This is a genomic window from Streptomyces sp. NPDC046465, assembly GCF_040646035.1.
In the GTDB taxonomy this organism is placed as follows: Bacteria; Actinomycetota; Actinomycetes; order Streptomycetales; family Streptomycetaceae; genus Streptomyces.
Map to the genome: position 1 here is coordinate 1 of NZ_JBEYZK010000049.1, position 24,300 is coordinate 24,300.

At 72.4% G+C, this 24,300-nt stretch carries 23 protein-coding genes and 1 pseudogene; 22 read left to right on the forward strand and 2 right to left on the reverse strand.

Annotation, left to right across the window (positions count from 1 at the left end):
- Positions 1–94 (reverse strand): annotated as a pseudogene (locus tag ABZ953_RS38305) (hypothetical protein); the annotation flags it as partial.
- Between the two features lie 630 nt (positions 95–724).
- On the opposite strand from ABZ953_RS38305, the gene ABZ953_RS38310 reads away from it, so the two are divergent.
- The 12 genes from ABZ953_RS38310 (at position 725) to ABZ953_RS38365 (ending at position 13,595) form a co-directional block, all read left to right on the forward strand.
- On the forward strand, positions 725–1,591 hold the full coding sequence (locus tag ABZ953_RS38310) for a hypothetical protein (RefSeq protein ID WP_361733981.1): 867 nt from the start codon (positions 725–727) through the stop codon (positions 1,589–1,591).
- Positions 1,592–1,986: 395 nt separating this feature from the next.
- A complete protein-coding gene (locus ABZ953_RS38315) occupies positions 1,987–2,316 on the forward strand; it encodes a TcmI family type II polyketide cyclase (RefSeq protein WP_361733983.1) in 330 nt (109 codons plus the stop codon).
- Positions 2,317–2,347: 31 nt separating this feature from the next.
- Positions 2,348–3,604 (forward strand): beta-ketoacyl-[acyl-carrier-protein] synthase family protein, encoded by a 1,257-nt coding sequence (locus ABZ953_RS38320; RefSeq protein ID WP_361733985.1) that lies wholly within the window; start codon positions 2,348–2,350, stop codon positions 3,602–3,604.
- Positions 3,601–4,815 (forward strand): ketosynthase chain-length factor, encoded by a 1,215-nt coding sequence (locus tag ABZ953_RS38325; RefSeq protein ID WP_361733987.1) that lies wholly within the window; start codon positions 3,601–3,603, stop codon positions 4,813–4,815. The genes ABZ953_RS38320 and ABZ953_RS38325 overlap by 4 nt, the downstream gene beginning before the upstream one ends.
- Before the next feature lie 90 nt (positions 4,816–4,905).
- Complete coding sequence (locus tag ABZ953_RS38330) at positions 4,906–6,600, forward strand: tryptophan 7-halogenase (protein WP_361733989.1); 1,695 nt, start codon at positions 4,906–4,908, stop codon at positions 6,598–6,600.
- Between the two features lie 41 nt (positions 6,601–6,641).
- A complete protein-coding gene (locus ABZ953_RS38335; protein ID WP_361733991.1) occupies positions 6,642–7,244 on the forward strand; it encodes a nitroreductase/quinone reductase family protein in 603 nt (200 codons plus the stop codon).
- 24 nt (positions 7,245–7,268) lie between these two features.
- Entirely contained in the window at positions 7,269–7,634 is a 366-nt protein-coding gene (locus tag ABZ953_RS38340; protein WP_361733993.1) for an antibiotic biosynthesis monooxygenase family protein, read from the forward strand.
- Positions 7,635–7,802: 168 nt separating this feature from the next.
- The gene (locus ABZ953_RS38345; protein ID WP_361733995.1) at positions 7,803–9,437 is read left to right on the forward strand and encodes an MFS transporter; all 1,635 of its coding nucleotides are present in this window, start codon (positions 7,803–7,805) and stop codon (positions 9,435–9,437) included.
- A gap of 88 nt (positions 9,438–9,525) precedes the next feature.
- A complete protein-coding gene (locus ABZ953_RS38350; RefSeq protein ID WP_361733997.1) occupies positions 9,526–11,037 on the forward strand; it encodes an FAD-binding oxidoreductase in 1,512 nt (503 codons plus the stop codon).
- A 47-nt stretch (positions 11,038–11,084) separates the two neighbouring features.
- Positions 11,085–11,639, forward strand: a complete 555-nt coding sequence (locus ABZ953_RS38355; RefSeq protein WP_361733999.1) for a flavin reductase family protein — start codon at positions 11,085–11,087, stop codon at positions 11,637–11,639.
- Positions 11,640–11,688: 49 nt separating this feature from the next.
- On the forward strand, positions 11,689–12,129 hold the full coding sequence (locus tag ABZ953_RS38360; protein ID WP_361734000.1) for a nitroreductase family deazaflavin-dependent oxidoreductase: 441 nt from the start codon (positions 11,689–11,691) through the stop codon (positions 12,127–12,129).
- 110 nt (positions 12,130–12,239) lie between these two features.
- Positions 12,240–13,595, forward strand: a complete 1,356-nt coding sequence (locus ABZ953_RS38365; protein ID WP_361734002.1) for a cation:proton antiporter — start codon at positions 12,240–12,242, stop codon at positions 13,593–13,595.
- A gap of 24 nt (positions 13,596–13,619) precedes the next feature.
- On the opposite strand, the gene sigJ is transcribed toward ABZ953_RS38365, so the two are convergent.
- Positions 13,620–14,636 (reverse strand): RNA polymerase sigma factor SigJ, encoded by a 1,017-nt coding sequence (sigJ, locus tag ABZ953_RS38370; RefSeq protein WP_361734004.1) that lies wholly within the window; start codon positions 14,634–14,636, stop codon positions 13,620–13,622.
- A 265-nt stretch (positions 14,637–14,901) separates the two neighbouring features.
- Between sigJ and ABZ953_RS38375 the strand changes: the two genes are divergently transcribed.
- The 10 genes from ABZ953_RS38375 to ABZ953_RS38420 form a co-directional block, all read left to right on the forward strand.
- Positions 14,902–15,528 (forward strand): hemerythrin domain-containing protein, encoded by a 627-nt coding sequence (locus tag ABZ953_RS38375; RefSeq protein WP_361734006.1) that lies wholly within the window; start codon positions 14,902–14,904, stop codon positions 15,526–15,528.
- A gap of 282 nt (positions 15,529–15,810) precedes the next feature.
- On the forward strand, positions 15,811–16,080 hold the full coding sequence (locus ABZ953_RS38380) for an acyl carrier protein (RefSeq protein WP_361734008.1): 270 nt from the start codon (positions 15,811–15,813) through the stop codon (positions 16,078–16,080).
- Positions 16,081–16,108: 28 nt separating this feature from the next.
- Positions 16,109–16,891, forward strand: a complete 783-nt coding sequence (fabG, locus tag ABZ953_RS38385) for a 3-oxoacyl-ACP reductase FabG (RefSeq protein ID WP_361734010.1) — start codon at positions 16,109–16,111, stop codon at positions 16,889–16,891.
- Between the two features lie 52 nt (positions 16,892–16,943).
- Positions 16,944–17,879 carry an aromatase/cyclase gene (locus tag ABZ953_RS38390; protein WP_361734012.1) on the forward strand — a complete coding sequence of 312 codons (936 nt, stop codon included), beginning with the start codon at positions 16,944–16,946 and terminating at the stop codon, positions 17,877–17,879.
- 2 nt (positions 17,880–17,881) lie between these two features.
- Positions 17,882–19,420, forward strand: a complete 1,539-nt coding sequence (locus tag ABZ953_RS38395) for an FAD-dependent monooxygenase (protein ID WP_361734014.1) — start codon at positions 17,882–17,884, stop codon at positions 19,418–19,420.
- Positions 19,421–19,423: 3 nt separating this feature from the next.
- Positions 19,424–21,031 (forward strand): tryptophan 7-halogenase, encoded by a 1,608-nt coding sequence (locus ABZ953_RS38400; protein WP_361734016.1) that lies wholly within the window; start codon positions 19,424–19,426, stop codon positions 21,029–21,031.
- 48 nt (positions 21,032–21,079) lie between these two features.
- On the forward strand, positions 21,080–22,603 hold the full coding sequence (locus ABZ953_RS38405) for an FAD-dependent monooxygenase (RefSeq protein ID WP_361734018.1): 1,524 nt from the start codon (positions 21,080–21,082) through the stop codon (positions 22,601–22,603).
- The gene (locus tag ABZ953_RS38410; RefSeq protein ID WP_361734020.1) at positions 22,600–23,502 is read left to right on the forward strand and encodes an alpha/beta fold hydrolase; all 903 of its coding nucleotides are present in this window, start codon (positions 22,600–22,602) and stop codon (positions 23,500–23,502) included. The genes ABZ953_RS38405 and ABZ953_RS38410 overlap by 4 nt, the downstream gene beginning before the upstream one ends.
- Before the next feature lie 71 nt (positions 23,503–23,573).
- A complete protein-coding gene (locus ABZ953_RS38415) occupies positions 23,574–23,930 on the forward strand; it encodes an acyl carrier protein (protein ID WP_361734022.1) in 357 nt (118 codons plus the stop codon).
- Positions 23,931–24,007: 77 nt separating this feature from the next.
- On the forward strand, positions 24,008–24,300 hold a 293-nt coding region (locus tag ABZ953_RS38420), incomplete at its 3' end, for a carboxyl transferase domain-containing protein (protein ID WP_361734024.1).

Below are 24,300 nucleotides of genomic sequence, written 5' to 3' on the forward strand. Positions count from 1 at the left end.
ACTCGTAGGAGCCGTCCTTGTAGAACTCGGACGCGGCGACGTCGAGGGCGAGCGCGATCTGCTCACCGGGGACGTAACCGGCCTGCTTGATGGCCCCCCCCCCGGGGGGGCCTGGGAGCGTTCTGGCGCCCCAGCATGGGTCAGGGCGCGCCAGCGCAGCGCCAGCGCCGGGTCAGCTGGAGTGCACCGGCGCGCCAACACTGCGCCCGTGCGGGCCGGTTCCGGCGCCCGGGCGGGCCGGGGGTGCGGGGCGGGCGGGCAGGGGCGGGGGCAGTCCAGTGGCTCTCTTGGCCTGGTGCTGGCATGGCGCTGGCACGCGATTCCTTACGGTGGCCGAAATCCCGCCCCCGTACGCGGTCGCGTTCGAAGGCAGGTGCCGGGCCGGTCGGCCGGTCCGGTGCGCTGTCCTGGGCGTGCGGACCGCACCGGGGGCGGGGAGCACGCAGGAGCTGTCCGCGCGGCACGGCGGGGGCGGCAGGCGATGGGGAACGTGGGGGTGCGCGGGGCGGGGTACCGGGCGGGCGGAGGGCGGGCGATCCCTTCGGCGCACTGGCCCTCCTTGCCCGTCTTTTGCGTCCTTCGCTTTTCCTTATTTTCGGTCCCTGGGTGCGTACGAGTTTTGCGTATGTCGTTTGTATACGGCGTTTGCGTGCGGCCGGGCCTCCCTTTCCTTCTTGCACGGCAGCGGGGGTGCGGCGGCGCGCGGGACTACGGGGGAATACAGATGAACCAGCGTGAACTGCAAGCGACCGTCACCCGGACCCGGTGCGAGGGGGCCCACTGCGGGCCCGGCCGGGACGGGGCCCCGGCCATCGAGGGACTGCGGCTGTGCCCGGGCTGTCTGCGGCTGCTTGCCCGCAGCCTCAAGGAACTGCCCGCCCTGTACGAGGAGTTGGTGCACCGGCTCGGCGGGGGCGGCGGCCTGGGGGTGCGGGAGCGGGTCAGCGGGAACCCCTCGATGCCGGGGATGGCGTTCAACGAGGCGGCCGCCGATGTGCGCACCTCGATCGTGCGGACGCTGGGTTCGTGGGCCGGCCTGGTCAGCGCCCAGCGCCGGGTGCCCGCGCCCGAGCGCAGCGTCTCCAGGCTGGCCGCCTTCCTGCTCCTGCACGGCGACTGGCTGGCCGCGCACCCGGCGGCCACCGACGCGGCCGGTGAGATCGCCCGGCTGGCGGCGGCCGCGCGCCGGGTGGGCCGGGGCACGCCCGTGCGGCGGGTGCGGGTGGGGCCGTGTGTGGCCGAGGGCTGTGCCGGCACGCTGGTCGCCGACTTCCGCGGGGCGGGCACGCAGGCGTGCACGGCGATCCGCTGCGAGGCCGATCCCGCGCATGCCTGGCCGGGCGAGCTGTGGACGGAGCTGCGGCGCGCCCTGTGCGGGCAGGGCGAGCGGTGGCTGAGCGCCGGGGACGTGGCGCGGCTGTGGTCGGTGTCCACCGGCACGGTCTACCGCCTGGCCAGTGAGCAGCGCTGGCGCCGGCGCAGCCGGGCGGGGCGGACCTCGTACGCGGAGTCCGATGTGCACGCGTGTTTCGCGCGCCGCCGCGGGGGGCGCTCCCCCGGTGCGGCGGCGGCCCCGGGGCAGGGCGGCTGACGGGGCGGGCGGGCAGGGCCTGCCGCAGCGGGGCGCCGGGAAGGGGCGCTGCGGCGGGCCGTTCGGGAGGGCGCCGCGGGGCGGCGGGGGCAGGGCTGCTGCGGCGGGTCTGCAATTCTCTGAAGAATTTCTGACGGAGTTCTGCACTTCTTCCCATTGAAATACGGGCGCCGGCCGAAGAAGGTATGGGGCAGAGTCCGGTGAACTGTCCCCGGGCCCCGCCGAATTCGGCGGCGCGCCGGCCGCCGCGACATGACCGGCACTTCTCCCGCGGGCCGTCTGCACGGCCCCGACGGGACTTCGCCCCAGAGCCCGCCCCCCGCCCCTGCCGCCCTGTCGCGGCAGCCGGGCCGGGCCGGTTTCGCACCAACCCTTTGACCAACGGGAGACAGCCGATGCACAGCACTTTGATCGTGGCGCGCATGGACCCCGGCTCAGGCGGTGACGTGGCACGGATCTTCGGGGAGTTCGACGGCACCGAGATGCCCGATCTGATGGGGACCCGGCGCCGGCAGCTCTTCGCCTACCGCGGCCTCTACTTCCATCTGCAGGACTTCGACTCCGACCAGGGCGGACAGGTGATCGAGGAGGCCAGGACGCACCCGCTGTTCGTGCGGATCAGCGACGACCTCAAGCCGTACATCGGGGCCTACGACCCGCAGACCTGGCGCTCGCCCGCGGATGCGATGGCCGAGCGTTTCTACCACTGGACCCGGTCTTCGTGACGCTTTTCCCCCGGAAGGGAGCGCCGTCCGCATGGGACGCGATGTAGTGATAACCGGCATCGGGGTCGTGGCGCCCGGCGGTGTCGGCGCCAAGGAGTTCTGGGACCTGCTGAGCAACGGCCGGACCGCCACCCGGCGCATCACCCTCTTCGACCCGGCGCCCTTCCGTTCGCGGGTGGCCGCCGAGGTCGACTTCGACGCCGAGCAGCACGGGCTGACGCCGCAGGAGATCCGGCGCATGGACCGGGCCGCGCAGTTCGCGGTGGTCACCACCGCCGAGGCGATGGCCGACAGCGGCCTGACCCCCCAGACGATCGACCCGCACCGCACCGGCGTCACCATCGGCAGCGGGGTGGGGGCGACCATGGCCCTGGACCGCGAGTACAACATCGTCAGTGACGGCGGCCGGCTCGACCTGGTCGACCACCGCTATGCGGTGCCGCACCTGTACGACTACTTCGTGCCCAGCTCGTTCGCCTCCGAGGTGGCCTGGCGCATCGGCGCCGAGGGCCCGGCCGCGGTGGTCTCCACCGGCTGCACCTCGGGGCTCGACTCGGTGGGCTATGCCACCGAGCTGATCCGTGAGGGCAGCGTCGATGTGATGCTGGCCGGGGCGTCCGCGGCGCCCATCTCCCCGATCACGGTGGCCTGTTTCGACGCCATCAAGGCGACCACGCCCCGGGACGAGGAGCCCGGGCGGGCCTCGCGGCCCTTCGACCGGACCCGCAACGGCTTCGTGCTGGGTGAGGGCTCGGCGATGTTCGTCCTGGAGGAGCGCGAGCGGGCCGAGCGGCGCGGCGCGTACATCTACGCCGAGATCTCCGGGTTCGCCACGCGCTGCAACGCCTTCCACATGACGGGGCTGCGCCCCGACGGGCGGGAGATGGCCGAGGCGATCCGCCTCGCCCTGGACGAGGCGCGGATCGAGGCCGGGCAGGTCGACTACATCAACGCCCACGGGTCGGGCACCAAGCAGAACGACCGGCACGAGACGGCGGCGTTCAAGCACAGCCTGGGCGAGCACGCCTACCGCACCCCGGTCAGCTCCATCAAGTCGATGGTGGGGCACTCCCTGGGCGCGATCGGCTCGCTGGAGATCGCCGCCTCGGTCCTTGCCATCGAGCACAACGTGGTGCCGCCGACGGCGAATCTGCACGAGGCCGACCCGGAGTGCGACCTGGACTATGTGCCGCTGGTGGCCCGCGAGCAGCGGACCGACACCGTGCTGAGTGTGGGCAGCGGCTTCGGCGGGTTCCAGAGCGCGATGGTGTTGCGGAGGGCGGCGTGAAGAGCACCGTGGTCACCGGGATCGGTGTCACCGCCCCCAACGGTCTTGGCCTGGAGGCCTACTGGGATGCCACGCTGGCCGGCAAGAGCGGCATCGAGGACATCAAGCGCTTCGACGCGGCCGGCTATCCGGCGGGCCTGGCCGGGGAGGTCCCCGGCTTCCGGGCCGAGGACCATCTGCCGGGCCGGCTCATCGCGCAGACCGACCACATGACGCGCCTGGCGCTGGTCGCCGCCGACTGGGCGCTCAAGGACGCCGGTGTCGACCCGGGCGCGTGGGACCCCTTCGACATGGGGGTGGTCACCGCCTCCTCGGCGGGCGGCTTCGAGTTCGGCCAGCGCGAGCTGCAGAACCTGTGGTCCAAGGGCGGCAGTTACGTCTCCGCGTATCAGTCCTTCGCCTGGTTCTACGCGGTGAACACCGGCCAGATCTCCATCCGCAACGGGATGCGCGGCCCCAGCGGCGTGATCGTCTCCGACCAGGCCGGCGGCCTGGACGCGCTGGCGCAGGCCCGCCGGCAGATCCGCAAGGGCAGCCGGCTGATCGTCTCGGGCGGGGTGGACGGCTCGATCTGCCCCTGGGGGCACGTCGCCCAGTGGGCCGGGGGCCGGATGAGCACCAGCCGGGATCCGGAGCGGGCGTATCTGCCCTTCGACGCCGCGGCGGCCGGCCATGTGCCCGGCGAGGGCGGGGCGCTGCTCATCCTGGAGGAGGCCGGTGCGGCGCGCGAGCGCGGCGCCCGGGTGTACGGGGCGGTGCGCGGGTATGCCGCCACCTTCGATCCCAAGCCGGGCAGCGGCCGCCCGCCGGGTCTTGGCCGGGCCATCGAAGGGGCCCTGGCCGATGCCGGGGTGGGGGCCGGCGAGGTGGATGTGGTGTTCGCGGACGCGGCCGCCGTGCCCGACCTGGACCGCACCGAAGCGAAGGCGCTGGCGGCGGTGTTCGGGCCCCGGGGGGTGGCGGTGACCGCGCCCAAGACGATGGTGGGGCGCCTCCTTTCGGGGGCCGCGTCGCTGGATGTGGCCACCGCGCTGCTCGCGCTGCGCGACGGCGTCATCCCGCCCACCGTGCACGTCACGCCCGACCCCGCCCACCGGCTCGACCTGGTCACCGGGCAGGCCCGCGCGGCCCGCCTTCAGACCGCGCTGGTGATCGCCCGCGGGTACGGCGGCTTCAACTCCGCCCTGGTGGTGTCCCGATCCGCCCCCTAGAGGCCGGCCGCGCCCCGACAGGCACAGCACGCCCCGACAGGCACAGCAGGCAATCCGTCGTGAAGAGAGCTTGAAGAGAGGGTGGCGCGTATGCCCAGCAAGGTCATGGCGAGCGGCCAGGCCAAGAAATCCGACAAGGTCCAGCACTGCGACGTCTTCATCCTGGGCTCCGGGCTCGCGGGCTCGGTGGCCGGGGCGATCCTGGCCCGCCAGGGCGCCAAGGTGGTGCTCGTGGACGCGGGGCAGCACCCGCGGTTCGCGGTCGGCGAGTCGATGACGCCGCAGCTGATCGAGTGGCTGCACATTCTCAAGTCGCGTTTCGACGTGCCCGAGCTCGGTCATCTGCTGAACGTCAAGGCGGTCGCCGACCATCTCGGCCCGCACCACGGCAAGAAGCAGAACTTCGGGTTCATCAAGCACGAGGCGGGCCAGGAGCCCGATCCCGAAGAAGCCACGATGTTCGTCATCCCCAAGGCGCTCACCGACGCCAGCCACCTCTTCCGCCAGGACAGCGACCAGTACTACTTCAACGTCGCGGCGAAGTACGGCTGCCTCACCCGGCAGAACTGGTTCGCCACCGACCTCGACTTCGACGAGGACGGGGTGACGGTCAGCGGCAAGAACGGCGAGGTGTTCCGGGCCAAGTACCTCATTGACGCGAGCGGTTTCCGCTCGCCGCTGGCGGAGAAGTTCGCGCTGCGCGAGAAGCCGGCCCGCTTCAAGCACCACGCCCGCTCGCTGTTCACGCACTACATCGGCATCAAGCCCTTCGACGACGTCTCGCACCACCCGGTGAGCAAGCGCCCCCCGGCCCAGTGGCACAACGGGACCCTGCACCACCTCATCGAGCGCGGCTGGTTCTGGATCATCCCCTTCGACAACGTCAAGGGCTCCAGGAACCCGATGGTCAGCGTCGGCCTGACGATGGACGAGCGCACCTACCCCAAGCCGCAGGACATGACGCCGGAGGAGGAGTTCCGCTCCTTCCTGGACAAGTACCCGGCCGTCAAGCGGCAGTTCGTGGGCGCCAAACGGGTCCGTGAGTGGATCTCCACGGACCGCCTGCAGTACTCCTCGACCAAGTCGATCGGGCACCGCTGGTGCCTGATGTCGCACGCGGCGGGCTTCTTGGACCCGCTGTACTCGCGCGGTCTTTCCAACACCTTCGAGGTGGTGCACGCGCTGTGCAGCCGCCTGCTGGAGTCGATCGAGGACGACGACTGGTCGGTGGAGCGCTTCGCCTACGTCGAGCAGGTCGAGCGGGGGCTGCTGCAGTACAACGACGACCTGGTCAACAGCTCCTACATCGCCTTCTCCCACTTCCGGCTGTGGAACGCGGTCTTCCGGGTGTGGGGCGGGTTCCTGACGCCGGGGGTGATGCGGCTGCACCGCGCCCGCGTCCAGTACGAGCTGGACGGCGACGTGCGCCACCTCAAGGAGCTGGAGGAGAACGCCTACCCGGGCCTGTGGTGGCCGCAGGACGACTTCCGCCACATCCTGGAGCTGACCGCGGAGACCTGCGAGAAGTACGAGGTCGGCGAGGTGGACGGGGACACGGCCGCGGACATCATCTTCGCGGCGCTGCGCGACTGCGAGGGCCTGAACCCGGTGTTCGGCTGGAAGGACGAGGAGTCCAAGCGGTTCGTGTACCCCAGCACGGCGGACGTCGCGAAGTTCATGAGCTGGTCGCTGCGCAAGGCGCCGGCCGGCGAGATGCGCGACATGGCCCGCTCGCTGCTCTCCAGTTCCGTGCGCTCCGCCCTCAAGGGCAGGAAGCCGCTCTAGGCCCGCGCCCGCACTCTTCGTACAAGGAAAGGGATACGGCGATGCCGCAGACCATGCCGGACACCAAGGACAGGGCCCTGTCCTCGTGGTCCTCCACCCGGCCGCAGATGGAGAACACCAACCCGCTGGTGGAGGCCTTCACCCGGTTCAACGTCTATCTGTACTCCAAGCCGCCGAACAAGTACGTCAAGAAGGTCAACAAGTCCTTCCTGCACCTGCACCTGTTCCTGTACCGCGCGTCCAAGGGCAAGGTCATGGGGCACTTCGGCCGCCTGGACGCGATGCTGCTGACCACCACCGGCCGCAAGTCGCGGCTGCCGCGCACCCTGCCGGTGGGCTACGTCTACGACAAGGGCCGCTACATCGTGTGCGCGGCGCCCGGCCACTTCGACGTGCCCGGCGGTCCGAAGGCCACCCACCCCGCGTGGTTTCACAACGTGCGCGCCACCCCGCAGGTGCGGGTCGACATCGGCCCCGAGCAGTTCCCGGCCACCGCGCGCATCCTGGCCGGTGACGAACGCGACCGCAGGTGGCGGGAGTTCACCGAGGTGTTCCCCTTCATCGGCGAGTTCCAGAAGCGGGCCAGCCGCGCCATCCCGGTCATCGAGATCACCCCCGACGACCTGGACCCGCAGGACCTCTGACCCCTTCTTCGCGAAAGGACGCCCATGAGAATCGAAGCGCTGGATGCGGACACCCCGCTGATGAAGCAGTTCCAGGAGACGACCGGGCCGATCACCCTGGTCAACGTCTTCGACGTGCCGCCCGAGCACTACGAGGAGTTCCTGGCCGTCTGGCGCGAGGACGCCGCGTACATGAAGGCCAGCCCCGGCTGCATCCAGACGCAGCTGCACAAGGGGACGGCCGGCAGCCGCCTGGTCGTCAACGTCGCGGTGTGGGAGTCCACCCAGGCGCTGTTCGCCGCGTTCAGCACGCCGGAGTTCCAGCAGGCGGCGGCGAAGTACCCCGAGGGGATCACCGCCTACCCGCACGCCTACGAGAAGGTCGCCGTCGAGGGGATCTGCATCGCCTGACATCACGTCAGGAGGCGGGGCGTGCCGGGCGGTCGGGCCGGCCGGGCGCCGCCCGGGTGTGGCGTGCGTCTCACTGGCGGCGCGCATGTCACACCCCGCGTGCGCCCGGCCCTCTTGGATGCATCACCACACGCTGTGAGCGGCCTGGACGCCCACTAGGAGAGGAACATGACTCAAGTACGACAGACAAATCCGTGGGCGGTTCTGAGCGTCTTGTGCCTGGGGTTCGTGATGACCCTGGTGGACCTGACGATCGTGAACATCGCTATCCCGGACATGACCGACGACCTGGGCGCCTCGATCGACCAGGTGCTGTGGGTCGTCAACGCCTACACCCTCGTACTGGCCACCCTGATCATCACCGCCGGCCGGCTGGGCGACATCCACGGCAAGGGCAACCTGTTCCTGTCCGGCGTGGCCCTGTTCACCCTCTCGAGCCTGGCCTGCGGCCTCGCGCAGGATCCCGCCCAGCTCATCGCGTTCCGCGCGGTGCAGGGCGTGGGTGCGGCGATGCTGATCCCGCAGACCCTGTCGATCATCACCGATGTGTTCCCGCCCGAGAAGCGCGGCGCCGCCTACGGCGTCTGGGGTGCGGTGGCCGGGGTCTCCGGGGCGATCGGCCCGACCCTCGGCGGCCTGCTGGTCACCCACCTGGACTGGCGGTGGGTGTTCTTCATCAACATCCCCATCGGCATCCTGGTGCTGGTGTTCGGCCTGCGGGTCATGCCCAAGCACACCCGGGTCATCAAGCACCGCTACGACCTGCCCGGCGTGCTGCTCGCCTCGGCCGCCCTGTTCTGCCTGGCCTTCGGCCTGACCGAGGGCGAGCGCTACGACTGGAACGCCTGGATCTGGACGCTGGTGGGCGCCTCCGTCGCCCTGATCGGCGTGTTCCTGCTCTACGAGCGCGGCCAGCAGGACAACGAACCGCTGCTGCCCTTCTCGCTGTTCAAGGACCGCAACTTCTCCGTCGTCAACCTCGTCGGCATCGCGGTCTCCTTCGGCGTCCTTGGCATCCTGCTGCCCACCACGATCTACCTGCAGTCGGTGCTCGGCTTCAGCGCCATGAAGACCGGCCTGGTCCTGGTGCCGCTGGCCCTGGGCTCGCTGTTCACCGCAGGACCGGCCGGCATCCTCTCGGAGAAGTACGGCGGCAAGTACATCCTGACGGCCGGCCTGTCGATGTTCGGCATCGGCATCACCTGGATCCTGCTGACCGCCGAGACCGACAGCAGCTGGACGGCGTTCGTCGGCCCGCTGTTCGTCGCCGGGCTCGGCGCCGGATGCACCTTCGCCCCGATGGGCTCGGAGGTCATGCGCAACGTGCCGCCGCACCTGACCGGCGCCGCCTCCGGCGTCAACAACGCGCTGCGCCAGGTCGGTTCGGTGATGGCCGGCGCCGTCATCGGCGCGGTCCTGCAGGCCCAGCTAGTCTCCCAGATGCGCGAGGAGGCCGCCGCCAGCGCCACCCAACTGCCCGAGCCCTACCGCGAGGGCTTCACCGCCGCCTTCGACGGCGCCAAGACCGTCGGGGTCGGCACCGACCAGGGCGGCGGCTCACTGCCCGCCGACGTGCCCGACAACGTCGCGCACACCTTCCAGGAACTGGCCGGCAAGGTCTTCTCCAACAGCTTCGTGGACGCGCTCCAGCCCACCATGCTGGTGCCCGCCCTGACCATGTTCGCCGGCGCCGCGCTCTGCCTGGCCCTCAAGGGCGGACCCACCCCCTCCGGCATGGGCCACGGCGCACCGGCCGGGCCGGAGAGCACCACGACGGACCAGGACGCCCCCGTCGCCGGCTGACCCCGCCCCCCCAGCACCACACCCCTCCCGGATCCGAATCCGCCCCCGGCCCCCACAGGGCCGGGGGCGCTCGTGGTTGGACATCTTCATGATCAGTCGAAGAACACTCCTGGGCGCCTCCGGCGCCACCACCCTGGGCCTGATCGCCCTGCGGCCCACCGCCGGGCACGCCCTGGCCGGCCCGCCCTGGGACCGCCTGCGCGGCCACCTGCGCGGCGACCTCGTCCTGCCGGGCGAGGCCGGCTACGCCCTGGCCAAACAGCTGGACTCCAAGCAGTACGACACCATCAGCCCCCAAGCCGTCGCCTACTGCGAGAGTCCCGCGGACGTCGCGCTGTGCCTGGCCTTCGCCCAGCACCACGACCTGGCGCTGTCCGTGCGCAGCGGCGGCCACAGCCTGGGCGGCTACTCCACCACCACCGGCCTGGTCATCGACGTCTCCCGGCTCAACACGGTCACCCTCAACGGCAACCGGGCCACCCTGGGCGCCGGCACCCAGAACGTCGACGTACTGAACGCCCTGGCCCCCGCCGGGCTCGCGGTGACCGGCGGCGCCTGCGCCACCGTCGCCGCCGGCGGGTTCATCCACGGCGGCGGCGTCGGCTTCCTCACCCGCCCGCTGGGGGTGGCCTGCGACGCGCTGACCTCCGCCCGGGTGGTGCTGGCCGACGGCCGCCACGTGACGGCGTCGGCCACCAGCCACCCCGACCTGTTCTGGGCGATACGCGGCGGGGGCGGCGGCAACTTCGGCGTCGTCACCTCCTACACGCTGCGCCCCTCCCCCGTCACCGACGTCGCCACCGCCACCCTGGTCTTCTCCTGGGACAAGGCGCTGGACATGGCCGACGGCTACACCCGCTGGCTGGTGGACGCACCCCGCGCCATCGGCGGCGCCTGCGTGATCACCCTGCCCGACGCGGCGCCCGGCGCCGTCCCCATTCCGGCGATCCGCCTGGTCTCCACCGGCACCCAGGCCCAGCTCGACGACGAGACGGGCCGGCTCCTGGCGCTCACCGGCCCGAGCGCCGGCCGCACCGGCGGCCCCGTCGCCTACCGCGACCTGATGATGGGCGTCTACGGCTGCGCGACCAAGACCGTCCCCCAGTGCCACCGCGCCGAGGCCACCGCCGAAGGACAGCTGCCCCGGCCCTCCTTCAGCCTCGAACGCAGCCGCATGTTCAAAGAGCCCATGGCCCGCACCGGCTGGGCCGGCGCCCTGGCCGTCTTCGAGACCCACCGCCAGGCGGGCCAGATGCACCAGATGCAGATACTGCCCGTCGGCGGGGCCGCCGCCGACCTCCCCCGCACCGCGACCGCCTATGTGCACCGCGACAGCATCGTCACCACCAACTTCCTGGTGGCCATCCCGGGCTCGGCCACCCCCACCGACGCCGACAAGGCGGCCGGCCAGGCCTGGGTGGACCGCGGCTTCGCCGCCATCGACCCCTACTCCTCGGGCGAGACGTACCAGAACTTCATCGACCCCGCCCTCAAGGACTTCCAGCACTCCTACTACGCCGAGAACCACCCGCGCCTGGTCACCGTGAAGAAGGCCTACGACCCCCACCGGGTCTTCACCTTCGCGCAGAGCGTCAGCTGACCCGGCCCGCCCGCAGCCCACTCTCCCCCGATCCCCAGGAGGCGCGCATGACCGCGACGCCGACCAACACCCAACGACAGCAGCAGCCCCGCGCCATCGACGGCAAGACACTGCGCACCGTGTGCGGCCTCTTCGTGACCGGCGTGACCGTGATCACCAGCGGCAGCGGGGACCGCGCGGCCGGCACCACCGTCAACTCCTTCACCTCCGTCTCCCTCGACCCGCCCCTGGTGCTGTTCTGCCTGCACCAGGCCTCCCGGCTGCGCACCCTGGTGGAGGAGTCCGGCGCCTACACCGTGAACTTCCTGGCCGGCCGGCAGGAGCCGCTGGCCTGGAAGTTCGCCGGCAAGCACACCGCGGCCCTGAGCGACGTCGAGCACCGCTACTCCAGCGTGGGCGTGCCCGTGCTCGGCCAGGCCATGGCGTTCCTCTCCTGCCGCCTGGTCAACGCCTTCGAGGGCGGCGACCACACCATCTTCGTCGGCGAGGTCGCCGAACTCGGCGTGCCGCGCGCCGACACCGAACCGCTGATCTTCTTCCGCGGCTCGATGGGATCCCTGGAGGACGAACCCAGCGGCCCGCACCCCATGTTCGACAGCTAGGAACCCCCGTGTTCCCAGCCACCGACCCGACCAGCCAAGGGAGCCGTGGATGTCCGGCACCACCAAGACCTCCGGCGCGTCCGTCCAGCGGCGCCTGGCCCGCTTCAACCGCCGCTTCGCCAACCGGTTCGTGGGCCCGGTGCTCACCCGCATGCCGGGCTTCGGCGCCGTCGTGCACCGCGGCCGCAAGTCGGGCCGCGCCTACCGCACCCCCGTCAAGGTGTTCCGCAGCGGCCCGCACTACGTGATGTCGCTGCCCTACGGCCCGCAGTCGGACTGGGTGCGCAACACCCTGGCCCACAACGGCTGCGAACTGCACACCCGCGGCCGGCGCATCCAACTGGCCGACCCGCGGGTGTTCGTGGACGACAAGCAGGCCGTCGTCCCGGCCCCGCTGCGGCCCCTGCTGCGCCGCTTCAAGGCCTTCGACTTCATCGAGCTGCGCCCCGTGGAGCCCCGGCCCCTGCGGGAGGTGCGCGAGCACACCTGACCCGTTGCCCGAAAAGCCCCCGCCCGGGGGCCCGGTCGTGAACGGCGGTGGCTGTCCGACCGGGTACCGGCCGGCGCGACCCCGCATTCCGTGATGCGTGTGGAGGCGAGATGGCGACGGGCGATGCCCTGCCACTGGAAGCGATTGTCCTGATCGATGTTGCGATCGTCCTGCTCGCGGGGGCAGCGATGGCCCGATGCGTACGCCGGCTGCACCAGCCGCCCGTCGTCGCGGAGATCGCCGTGGGCCTGCTCCTTGGCCCCAGCCTGCTCGGGCTGCTGCCGGGCGATGTGCCCGCACAGATCTTCCCCGCCGACGCCCGGCCGCTGCTCGGCGCGATCTCCCAGGTCGGCCTGGTGCTCTTCATGTTCCTGGCCGGCTGGGAGCTCGACCTGACCCGGCTGCGCGGACGGGGGCGCTCGGTCGGCGCGGTGGCCGCCCTGGCCATGGCCGTGCCCTTCGCGCTCGGCGCGGGCGCCGCCGCCCTGCTCTACTCCTCGCAGGGCACCCACGACGTGGGCCGGGGCACCTTCATCCTCTACCTGGCCACCGCGTTCTCGATCACCGCGTTCCCGGTCCTGGCCCGCATCATCCGCGACGGCGGCCTGTCCACCACCCGGGTGGGCACCCTGGCCATGGCCTGCGCGGCCATCGGCGACGTGGTCGCCTGGTGCGTCCTGGTCCTGGTGGTCGCCGTGGCCGGCGCCGGCGGCACCGGCGAGTTCTTCCTGGTCCTGACCCTGACCGTCGCCTACGGCCTGGTGATGGCCCTGGGGGTGCGGCCGCTGCTGGCCCGGGTGCTGCTGCGCCGGCGCGGGACCCGCACCGACAAGAGCACCCTGCTCGTCCTGATCGTCTCGGGCGTCTTCGTGTCCTCCTTCGCCACCTCCTGGATCGGGATCCACGCCATTTTCGGCGCGTTCGCCTTCGGGCTCGTCATGCCCCGCCGGCGCGCCCCCGAACTGCACCACGAGGTCGAGGCGCCCATCGAGAAGGTCTCCACCCTGCTGCTGCCGGTGTTCTTCGTCGTCACCGGGCTCTCGGTGGACGTCGGCGCGCTCGGCGCCTCCGGGCTGCTGGCCCTGGCGCTGATCGTGGGGACCGCGGTCCTGGGCAAGTTCGCCGGGGCCGCACTGCCCGCCCGGGCGGCGGGCCTGGGCTGGCGCGAGGCCGGCGCGTTCGGGGCCCTGATGAACACCCGCGGCCTGACCGAGCTCGTCATCCTGGGCATCGGCCGTGAACTGGGCCTGATCTCGGCGCAGATGTTCACCATGATGGTGGTCATGGCCCTTCTCACCACCGCCATGGCGGGCCCGCTGCTGCGGCTGCTCGGCATGGGCGGAACCCCCGCGGCCACCGGCCCGGAGCGGCCGGAGAGCACGGCGGGCGCCGGGCCTTCGGTGCCGGTGGCCGCGGGCGGCCGGGGCGAGGAGAGCGATCCCCTGCCCGGCCGGCCCCCGCGCTGAGAGCCTGTCCTTGCACCGGCGCGCTCACTCCTCGTCATCACCGCCGGAGCGCACCCGCGCCAGCTTGTCGGGGTTGGTGACGGCGTAGATGCCGCGCACCTGGTCACCGGCGGGCGTCAGATCCATGACGATGACCGCGTAGGGCGACTCCTCGGAGAACACCACCGCCGAGGCATCGCCGTTGACGTGCCGGTAGTGGATGTCGATGTCCTTGGGGGCCCGCTCCGCGTACCCGGCGAGCATCCGGCAGACCTTGTCGCGGCCCGAGACGGGCCGCAGGCCCGCGGTGCGGACCTTGCCGCCGCCGTCGGTCCACATGGTGACCTCCGGGGCCAGCATCTCCATCAGCGCGTCGAGGTCGCCGCCCAGGGCCGCGGCCACGAAGCGCTCGGTGACCTCCTGCTGGACCTGCGGGGTCGTCTCGTAGCGGGGGCGGCGCGCCTGCACATGGGCGCGGGCCCGGTGGGCGAGCTGGCGCACCGCGGCGGGGCTGCGGTCCAGGATGCAGGCGATCTCGGTGTGCGCGTAGCCGAACACCTCGTGCAGCACGAACACCGCCCGCTCCAGCGGGGTCAGCGTCTCCAGGACCACCATCATGGCCATCGACACCGACTCGGTGCGCAGGGCGTGTTCGGCGACGTCCGGCGCGCGGTCCTCGGCGGTCTTGGTGATCAGGGGTTCGGGCAGCCAGGGCCCCACGTACGTCTCGCGCCTGCGGGTGATGGCGTCCTTGCGGGCCAGGGCGTGGTTGACGGCGATCCGCACCAGGTAGGCCCGCGGGTTCTCGATCTCCTGGCGGGGCGAGCGGCTCTTCTTGCCCGACCACGACAGCCAGGTCTCCTGCAGCACGTCCTCGGTGTCGGCGACGGAGCCGAGCAGGTTGTAGACGATGGAGAAGAGCAGCTCCCGGTAGCCGACGAAGACCTCGGTGGAGGCTTCGATGACGTCCCGCACGGCGCCTTCGGGCGTGCCGCGCTCGGTCACGGCGTCGTCGCCGCCCGGCTCTTCGCCGCTGTAGCCGTCGTCCGCACTCTCGGACATGGTGCACCTCCCGTGTGACGCGTCGCTGTTGTGAGGCCGCGGCGGGGCGGAGTGTGACATCCACGCCACGGATGTGTTTCACCTCACAGAATCGGGGCTCCATGTCACACCCGTCCATGCCCTTCCCCTCTCGTTCGCGAGGGCAGCCCCGGCCGCGGGGTGCGGGAGTCCGGCTGGGGAGATCCGAACTCCCCCTCCGCGGACGCGCGTTGTCTGATCTGTCGACCGGCCGGGGGCCGGTCGCCGACGAAAGGAACGGCTCACCATGGCAGTTGCACAGCAGGCTCCGATCAACTTCGCCGTCATGTACGCGACGCACGATGCGTTCCGGCGTGACCTCGAAAGGTTCGCGGCGGCCGTGGCGTCCGGCCGGGCCGGTACCTCCCAGGTCCGGGCCGGCTGGGAGAATTTCAAGCGCCAGCTGCACGTCCACCACACCGTGGAGGACGCCGTGCTGTGGCCGCGGGTCGCCGCGCAGGTGACCGAGCGGCCCGATGACCAGAAGCTCATGGCCGAGATGGAGGCGGAGCACGCCTCGCTGGACGCGGTGCTCGCGGCCGTGGACACGGGCCTGGCGCAGAGCTCCGCGGACCTGGGCGAGCGGGTCGAGCGGCTGGCGCAGGCGCTCGGCTCGCACATGCGCCACGAGGAGGACGCGGCGCTGCCGCTGATCCAGGACGTGCTCACCAACAAGGACTGGGACGCCTTTCGCAGCGCGATGGCCAAGAAGCAGGGCCCCAAGGGGGCGGCCGTCTACATTCCCTGGGTGATGGACGGCCGGGACGTCGCCGAGCGCAAGCGGTTCCTGGACACCATGCCCGCCCCGGTGAAGGTCCTCAACAAGCTCTTCTGGGAGTCGAGTTACCAAAAGCGCAGGCTGTTCGCCGCCTGATCCTCACTCTCCGGCCGCCTCTGCGCGGCCGGTCGGCGAGCGGGCCCCTGGTGCGGGCCCCGCCCCCAAAGCGCGCCCCTGCCGGTGTGAATCCCCCGCCGCCGGCAGGGGCGTCGGCGTTGGGGGGGCGGGGCCCGCCCGGGTTTTCCCTGTTTCGTCTCCGCCCTGCCCGCGGGCGGCGCACGTATTTTCCACGGCCGTACGGGGCCCTTGTGCCCGGTGCGGCCTTTGTGCTGCCCGCCCGCCCTCACCACGATCCGCCCATCCGAAGGGACAGCCATCATGAGCACTCCTCAGTTCGCGCTCGCCGACCTCACGCGCATCCTCCTGGAGGGCGCCGGCGCCGACGACGGCGCCGCCCTGGACGGCGACATCCTCGACCAGGACTTCGACGACCTCGGCTACGAGTCGCTGGCGCTGCTGGAGACCGGCAGCCGCATCGAGCGCGAGTACGGCATCGCCCTGGACGACGACGTGTTCGCCGACAACCGCACCCCGCGCACTCTGATCGCCGCCGTCAACGCCCGGCTGTCCGCCTCCGCCGCGGTCTGACCCCGCCCCACCCCAGGGAGAACTGATCATGCAGCAGGACAAGCGTGTCGCCCTCGTCACCGGAGCCACCAGCGGGATCGGCCTGGCCGTCGCCCGGCTGCTGGCCGGCCAGGGCCACCGGGTGTTCATCGGCGCCCGGACCGCGGAGAACGTCGCCTCGACCGTCAAGCAGCTGCGCGAGGAGGGCCTGGACGTCGACGGCGCCGCCCTGGACGTGCGCGCGCCCGCCTCGGTGGCCGCCTTCGTGAGCGGCGCCGTCGAACGTTTCGGGCCGGTGGACGTGCTGGTCAACAACGCGGGGCGGTCCGGCGGCGGAGTGACCGCCGACCTCCAGGACGAGCTGTGGGACGACGTCATCGACACCAACCTCAACAGCGTCTTCCGTATGACGCGCGCGGTCCTCAACGCCGGCGGCATGCGGCACCGGGACCGCGGCCGGATCATCAACATCGCCTCCACCGCGGGCAAGCAGGGCGTGGTCCTGGGCGCCCCCTACTCCGCGTCCAAGCACGGCGTCGTCGGCTTCACCAAGGCGCTCGGCAACGAGCTGGCGCCGAGCGGGATCACCGTGAACGCGGTGTGCCCGGGCTATGTGGAGACGCCGATGGCGCAGCGGGTGCGCCAGGGCTACGCGGCGGCGTACGAGACGAGTGAGGAGGCGATCCTCACCAAGTTCCAGGCGAAGATCCCGCTGGGCCGCTACTCCACGCCCGAGGAGGTCGCGGGCCTGGTCGGCTATCTGGCCTCCGAGACGGCCGCCTCCATCACCGCGCAGGCGCTGAACGTCTGCGGCGGCCTCGGCAACTTCTGACCCCGGCGACGGGGCCGGGCCCCACCAGCCAACAGACCAAGGAGAGTGGACCATGACGACGCGTGAGGTCGAGCACGAGATCACGGTGGCGGCGCCGGCCCAGACCGTCTACCGGCTGATCGCCGAGGTGGAGAACTGGCCGCGGATCTTCCCGCCCACCATCCACGTCGACCACGTCGAAAAGGGCGCGCACGAGGAGCGCATCCGCATCTGGGCGACGGCCAACGGCGAGGCCAAGCAGTGGACGTCGCGGCGCACCCTGGACGCCGCGAACCTCAAGATCACTTTCCGTCAGGAGGTGTCCACGCCGCCGGTCGCGGCGATGGGCGGCACCTGGCTGATCGAGCCGCTGTCCCCGGACACCTCGCGGATCCGCCTCCTGCACGACTACCGGGCCATCGACGACGACCCGGCGGGCCTCAAGTGGATCGAGGAGGCGGTGGACCGCAACTCGCGTGCGGAGCTGGCCGCCCTGAAGACCAATGTGGAACTGGCCGTGGCCGCCGCGGAGTTGACGTTCGCCTTCGAGGACAGCGTGCGGGTGCGGGGCAGCGCCAAGGACCTGTACGACTTCGTCAACGAGGCCGGGGCGTGGGCCGAGCGGCTCCCGCACGTGGCGACGGTGCGCCTGCTCGAGGACACCCCGGGCCTGCAGAGCCTGGAGATGGACACCCGCGCCAAGGACGGCTCGGTGCACACCACCAAGTCCTACCGGGTCTGCTTCCCGCACCACAGGATCGCCTACAAGCAGGTCACGCTGCCCGCGCTGATGACGCTGCACACCGGCTACTGGACCTTCGAGGAGGGCACCGACGGCGTCACCGTCGCCTCCTCGCAGCACACCGTGGTGCTCAACACGGCGAACATCGCGCGGATCCTGGGCGCGGACGCCACCGTCGCCGACGCCCGGGACTACGTGCGCGGCGCGCTGTCCACCAACAGCCGGGCCACGCTCGGCCACGCCAAGGACTACGCGGAGAAGCACTGATCATGGCCGTGGACCGTTGTGAGAGCGACGTCGTCGTGGTGGGCGCGGGGCCGGTGGGGCTGATGCTCGCCGGTGAACTGCGCCTGGGCGGCGCGGACGTCGTCGTACTGGACCAGCGCGAGGGCCCCACCCGTCAGTCCAGGGCCTCCACGCTGCACGCCCGCACCATGGAGATCCTCGACAGCCGCGGCCTGCTCGAGCAGCTGGGCACGCCGCCGTGCGAGGTGCGCGGGCACTTCGGCGGCCTGCCCCTTGATCTGACGCTGCAGAGCACGCACCCGGGGCAGTGGAAGGTGCCCCAGACCCGCACCGAGGAGCTGCTCGGCCACTGGGCGGCGGGCCTGGGCGCCCGGGTGCGGCGCCGGCACGAGGTGCGCGCGGTGCGGGTGAGCGGGCCGGGCGTGGAGGTGGTGGCCGCGGGCCCGGCGGGCCCGGTGCGGGTGCGCGCCCGCTACCTGGCCGCCTGCGACGGCGAACGCTCCACGGTGCGCCGCCTGCTGGGCGCCGCCTTCCCCGGCCAGGACGCCGGGCGTGAACTGCTGCGCGCCGACGTCGCGGGCCTGGACATCGCCGACCGCCGCTTCGAGCGGCTGCCGGCGGGGCTGGCCATCGCCGCCCGGCGCGCCGACGGCGTGACCCGGGTGATGGTGCACGAGTTCGGCGTGCCGGCCCGCCAGCGCTCCAGGGAGCCGGACTTCGCCGAGGTGTGCCGGGTGTGGCGGCGGGTCACCGGAGAGGACATCGCCTGCGGGGTGCCGCTGTGGGTGAACGCCTTCGGTGATGCCTGCCGGCTCCTTGAGGGCTACCGGCAGGGCCCGGTGCTGTTCGCCGGGGACGCCGCGCACCAGCAGATGCCCATCGGCGGGCAGGCGTTGAACCTGGGGCTGCAGGACGCGGTGAACCTGGGCTGGAAGCTGGCCGCCGTCGCCCGGGGGCGGGCGCCGCACACGCTCCTGGACAGCTACCACCGCGAACGGCACGCGGTGGGCCGGCGCGTCCTTGACAACATCCGCACCCAGGCGCAGCTGCTGCTGGGCGGCGCCGAGGCGGCCAGCCTGCGCGCGCTGATGGGCGAGCTGCTGGAGGAGCCGGACGTGCGCCGGCATCTGGCGGGCATGGTCTCCGGCCTCGACGTGCGCCACGACGTGGGGCCCGGGGAGCATCCGCTGCTGGGCGCCCGCCTGCCGCACGTGCGCCTGAGGGCGGGCGGCCAGGAGCTGACGGGTGCGCGGTTGCTGCGGGCGGGGCGGGGCGTGCTGCTCACCCTGCGCCCCGAGGCCGCGCTGCTGCACTCGGTGGCCGCGGCCTGGCCCGGCCGGATCGCCTGTGTGACGGCGCGGCCGGCCGGGGACGTGCCGGGTCCCCTCGCGGGCGTCGCCGCGCTCCTGGTGCGCCCCGACGGGCACATCGCCTGGGTGCAGCCGGGCGAGGCGGTCTCCCTGCACCAGGCGCTCACGCGCTGGTTCGGTGCGCCCGAGGCCGTGCCGGGCGCGGCGGTGGCGCCGTCCCCCGTCCTGTCCCCTGCTGTTTTCGGAGAGTGAGCCATGAAGAGGAGTGAGCGCGTGGAGAACCGCTACGACGTGGCCATCCTGGGTGCCGGGATGGCGGGCGGCATGCTGGGCGCGGTGCTGGCCCGCAACGGCGTGAAGGTGCTGCTGATCGACGCCGGTGTCCATCCGCGGTTCGCGGTGGGCGAGTCGACGATCCCCTACACCTCGGCGATGACCCGGATCATCGCCGAGCGCTACCGGGTGCCCGAGATCGAGGCGCTGGCCTCCTTCCGCGGCATCCAGGACAAGATCTCGCCCATGTCGGGGCGCAAGCAGAACTTCGGCTTCGTCTACCACCGCGAGGGCCGCGAGCAGAACCCCGAGGAGGTCAACCAGCTGGTGGTGCCCGAGTGGCAGCGCACCGAGAGCCACCTGTTCCGCCAGGACACCGACGCGTTCCTGTTCAACCTGGCGGTGCGCTACGGGGCCCAGCCGCTGCTCGCCACCCGGATCGCGGACATCGAGACCGGCGACGCGGGGGTGCTGCTGCGCTGCGAGAAGGGCAGCGAGCACCGGGCGGAGTACCTGGTGGACTGCGGGGGCTTCCGCTCCCCGGTCGCGGAGAAGTTCCACCTGCGCGAGGAGCCGACCCGGGCCCGCCACCACTCGCGGTCGATGTTCACGCACATGGTGGGCGTCACCCCCTACGACCGGGCGCCCTCGGCGGCCGGCCACAAGCAGCCCAGCCCCTGGCACCACGGCACGCTCCACCACGTCTTCGACGGCGGCTGGCTGTGGGTGATCCCCTTCGACAACCACGAGGGGGCGCTCAGCCCGCTGTGCAGTGTGGGCCTCACCCTGGACGAGCGCACCCACCCCAAGGACGGCTCGACGCCGCAGCAGGAGTTCGACGCGTTCCTGGCGCGCTTCCCGCAGATCGCCGAGCAGTTCACCGACGCCCGCACGGTCCGGCCGTGGGTGAGCACCGGGCGTCTGCAGTACTCCTCCTCGCGCACCGTCGGCGAGCGCTACTGCCTGACCGCGCATGCCGCCGGGTTCACCGACGCGCTGTACTCACGCGGCCTGACCAACACCGTGGAGGTGGTCAACTCCCTGGCCTGGCGGCTGATCGAGGCCTCCCGCGACGGCGACTGGTCCACCGAGCGGTTCGCCTACATCGACCGGCTCCAGCAGGGCCTGTACGACGTCCACGACGATCTCGTCTACAGCTCGTTCGTGGGCTTTGGCCACTACGACCTGTTCAACGCGGTGCTGCGGGTGTGGGAGTCGACCAGCATCATGCCGACGATGACCGTCGAGCGGGCGTACCGCCGGTTCATGGACGGCCGCGACGAGCAGGTCCTGAAGGATCTGGAGCAGACCACCACGCCCGGTCTGCCCGCTCCGGTGGGCGAGGACATCAAGGCGCTGCTGGTCTTCACCCGGACCAACTGCCGGGCGGTGGAGGCCGGGGAGCTGGAGCCGGCCGAGGCGGCGCGGCGGATCTTCGCCCGGGTGCGGGAGTCGGAGTTCCTGCCGGCGCCGTTCGCGCTGGGCGATCCGGCCACCCGCTGCTTCGAGGCCACCCCCGAGCTGCTGGGGCAGGCCGTGGAGTGGGGCAGGACCAAGGCCCCCCAGCACATCGCGCAGCTCTTCGGCTGACGCATTTTTAAGGCCGGTTCGGCCTCCGGATTCGAAGGAAGGTCCAGCATGGACGCGGACGTGATCGTGGTCGGGGCGGGCCCGACCGGGCTGATGCTCGCCGGAGAACTGCGCCTGGGCGGGGCGCACGTCCTCGTGGTGGAGCGCCTTGAACAGCCCACCGGGCAGTCCCGCGGGCTGGGTTTCACCGCCCGTGCCATGGAGGTGTTCGACCAGCGCGGGCTGCTGGCGCACTTCGAGGGCCTGGAGGTGGCGCCGCTGGGCCACTTCGGCGGGGTGCAGTTCGACTACACCGTGCTGCCGGACGCCCATTTCGGGGCGCGCGGCATCCCGCAGTCGCGCACCGAGGACGTCCTGGAGCGGTGGGTGATCTCCCTGGGGGCCGATCTGCGGCGCGGCTGGGAGTTTCTGGAACTGCAGGAGCACCAGGACCGGGTGGAGATCGCGGTCGCCACGCCCCGGGGGGTGCAGCGGCTGAGCGCCCCGTATCTGGTGGGCTGCGGCGGCGGCAGCAGTGCGGTGCGCCGGGCGGCGGGGTTCTCCTTCCCGGGCACGGATGCCACGCGCACCATGTATCTGGCCGATGTCGCCGGGTGCGGGCTGCGGCCGCGGTTCCTGGGCGAGCGCCTGGAGCACGGCATGGTGATGGCCGCGCCGCTGGGCGAGGGCGTGGACCGCATCATCGTGGTGCCGGACCGGGCGCCGGACGAGGAGCGGGAGCGCAGTGTGTCCTTCGCCGAGGTCGCCGGGGCCTGGCGGCGGATCACCGGGGAGGACATCAGCAACGGCACGGCCCACTGGGTCAGTTCGTTCACCGATGCGACGCGGCAGGTCACCGAGTACCGGCGCGGGCGCGTCCTGCTGGCCGGGGACGCCGCGCACATTCACCTCCCGGCCGGCGGGCAGGGGCTGAGCACCGGGGTGCAGGACGCCGCCAACCTGGGGTGGAAGCTGGCCGCCCAGAGCAGGGGAACGGCGCCGAAGGGGCTGCTGGACTCCTACCACGCCGAGCGGCACGCGGCCGGTGCGCGACTGCTGATGAACACCCAGGCGCAGGGCATGCTGTTCGTCGGCGGGCCCGAGATGGACCCGCTGCGCGCCCTGTTCGGGGAGCTCATCCAGTACGACGACGTCAAGCGTCATCTGGCCGGGCTGGTCAGCGGGGTCGACATCCGCTACGACACGATGACCGGCGGCCACCCCCTGGTGGGGCGCCGGATCCCGCCGCGGGTGCTGGCGGGCGCGGCGGGGCGCACCAGCACGATGGAGCTGCTGCACCCGGCGCGCGGGGTGCTGCTCGACCTGGCCGGGGATGCGGCGCTGTGTGCGGCCGCCGAGCCCTGGCGGGAGCAGGTGGTCACCGCGCGGGTGCGCGCCGAGGCCCCGCAGGCGCTGGCGGACGCCGCGGCGCTGCTGGTGCGCCCGGACGGCTATGTGGCCTGGGCGGCCGAGCGGGCCCGGGATGCCGGGGCGGTGGAGGGGCTGGGGGCGGCGCTGCACCGCTGGTTCGGTGCGCCGGGTGCGGCCGGGGCCGTCCAGGGGGGCGCGGCGGGCGCCGCGCGGGTGCGGTGAGCGGGCCGGAGCGCTCCCCCGGCGTGCGGGGCATCACCCTGGACGCCGGCGGCCTGGCGCTGTCCGGGCTGCTCGGCGCGCCGGCCCGGGGCGCGCCGCCCCGGGCCACCGTGCTCGCCCTGCACGGCGGCGGCATGAGCGCCGCCTACTTCGACGGGCAGGCCCATCCCGGCCAGTCCCTGTTCGCGGTGGGGATGCGTCTGGGCTTTCAGGTGCTGGCCGTGGACCGGCCCGGTTACGGCGCGTCGGCGGCGCGGCTGCCGCGCGGCCAGACGCTGGCCGGGCAGGCGCGTACCCTGCGGGCCGCGCTGGCCCGGTTCGCCGCCGGGCACGAGGTGGGGGCGGGGGTGTTCGTCCTGGCCCACTCCTACGGCGGGAAGCTGGCGCTGACGTGCGCGGCCGGCGCCGGGCTGCCGGCCGGTCTGCTGGGCCTGGACATCTCCGGCTGCGGGCACCGGTTCGCGGTGCCCGCGGACCGGCTGCCCTCGGCCGCCGGGCACGGGCACTGGCGGCACAACTGGGGTGCGCTGCGGCTGTATCCGCCCGATACGTTCCGCACCTGCGCGGACATGGTCACCACCATGCCCGAGCTGGAGCGCTCCGAGGCGGCACGCTGGCCCGCCTCCTTCGCGCGCCTGGCCGGGCGGGTGCGGGTGCCCACCCGGCTGACGTTCGCCGAGCACGAGGCGTGGTGGCGCCACGACGAGGAGGCCCTGGCCGAACTGCGCGCGGGGCTCGGGTCCGTCGAGCACCTGGTGGTGGACCGCCAGCCGGAGGCGGGCCACAACATCAGCCTGGGCTGGTCCGCGCGCACCTACCACCTGCGGGCCCTGGCCTTCTTCGAGGAGTGCCTGGCCCGCCGCGAGGCGGCGCCCGCGCGCCGGCAGGCGGCGGCCTGACCCGGCCCGGCGCCCCTGAATTTCTGCCCGCACCGTCCTGTGCCCTGTTCACGAGTGGAAGCGATACGACCATGGCCCTGTCCAACTCCTCTGTGCTGTTCGCCTGGCCCACCGACGGGTCCGTGCTGCGCGCCATGGACACCGGCGTGCGGGCCCCGGCCCTGCAGACCTGGCTGTGCCGGGAGCTGGGGCACGCCCTGGGGGTGCCCCCGGCCCACCGCGTCCGGCCCGACCGGCCGTTGCGCGCGCTGGGCGTGGACTCCCTGCTCGCGCTGCACCTCAAGCGGCAGCTGGAGGCGGCTCTGCAGGTTTCGGTGGTGGCGCACGACCTGCTGCGCGAGGCCACCCTCGCGCAGCTGGCGGGGCTGCTCGCCGAGCTGGTGGCCGAGCCGCGGGCGGCGGCCGTGGCGGGCGGCGCCGCGCGGTGAGGGCCGCGCGGTGACGGCCGCGGGAGCGGCGCATCGGATCGTCGGACGAATCGGCCCGCCTGGGGAGGAGTGCAGCGATGGAGAGTCCGCACCACGCCGTCGAGCAGTTGAGGGAGATCAAGGAGCGGGTGCGGGAGGGCCCGGATCCGGCGGCCACCGAGCGCCAGCACGCCAAGGGCAAGCTGACCGCGCGCGAGCGCATCGGACTGCTCCTGGACAAGGGGAGTTTCCAGGAGGTGGAGGCGCTGCGCCGGCACCGGGCCACCGGCTTCGGCCTGGAGAACAAGAAGCCCTACACCGACGGTGTGATCACCGGGTGGGGCACGGTGGAGGGCCGCACGGTCTTCGTCTACGCGCACGACTTCCGGAT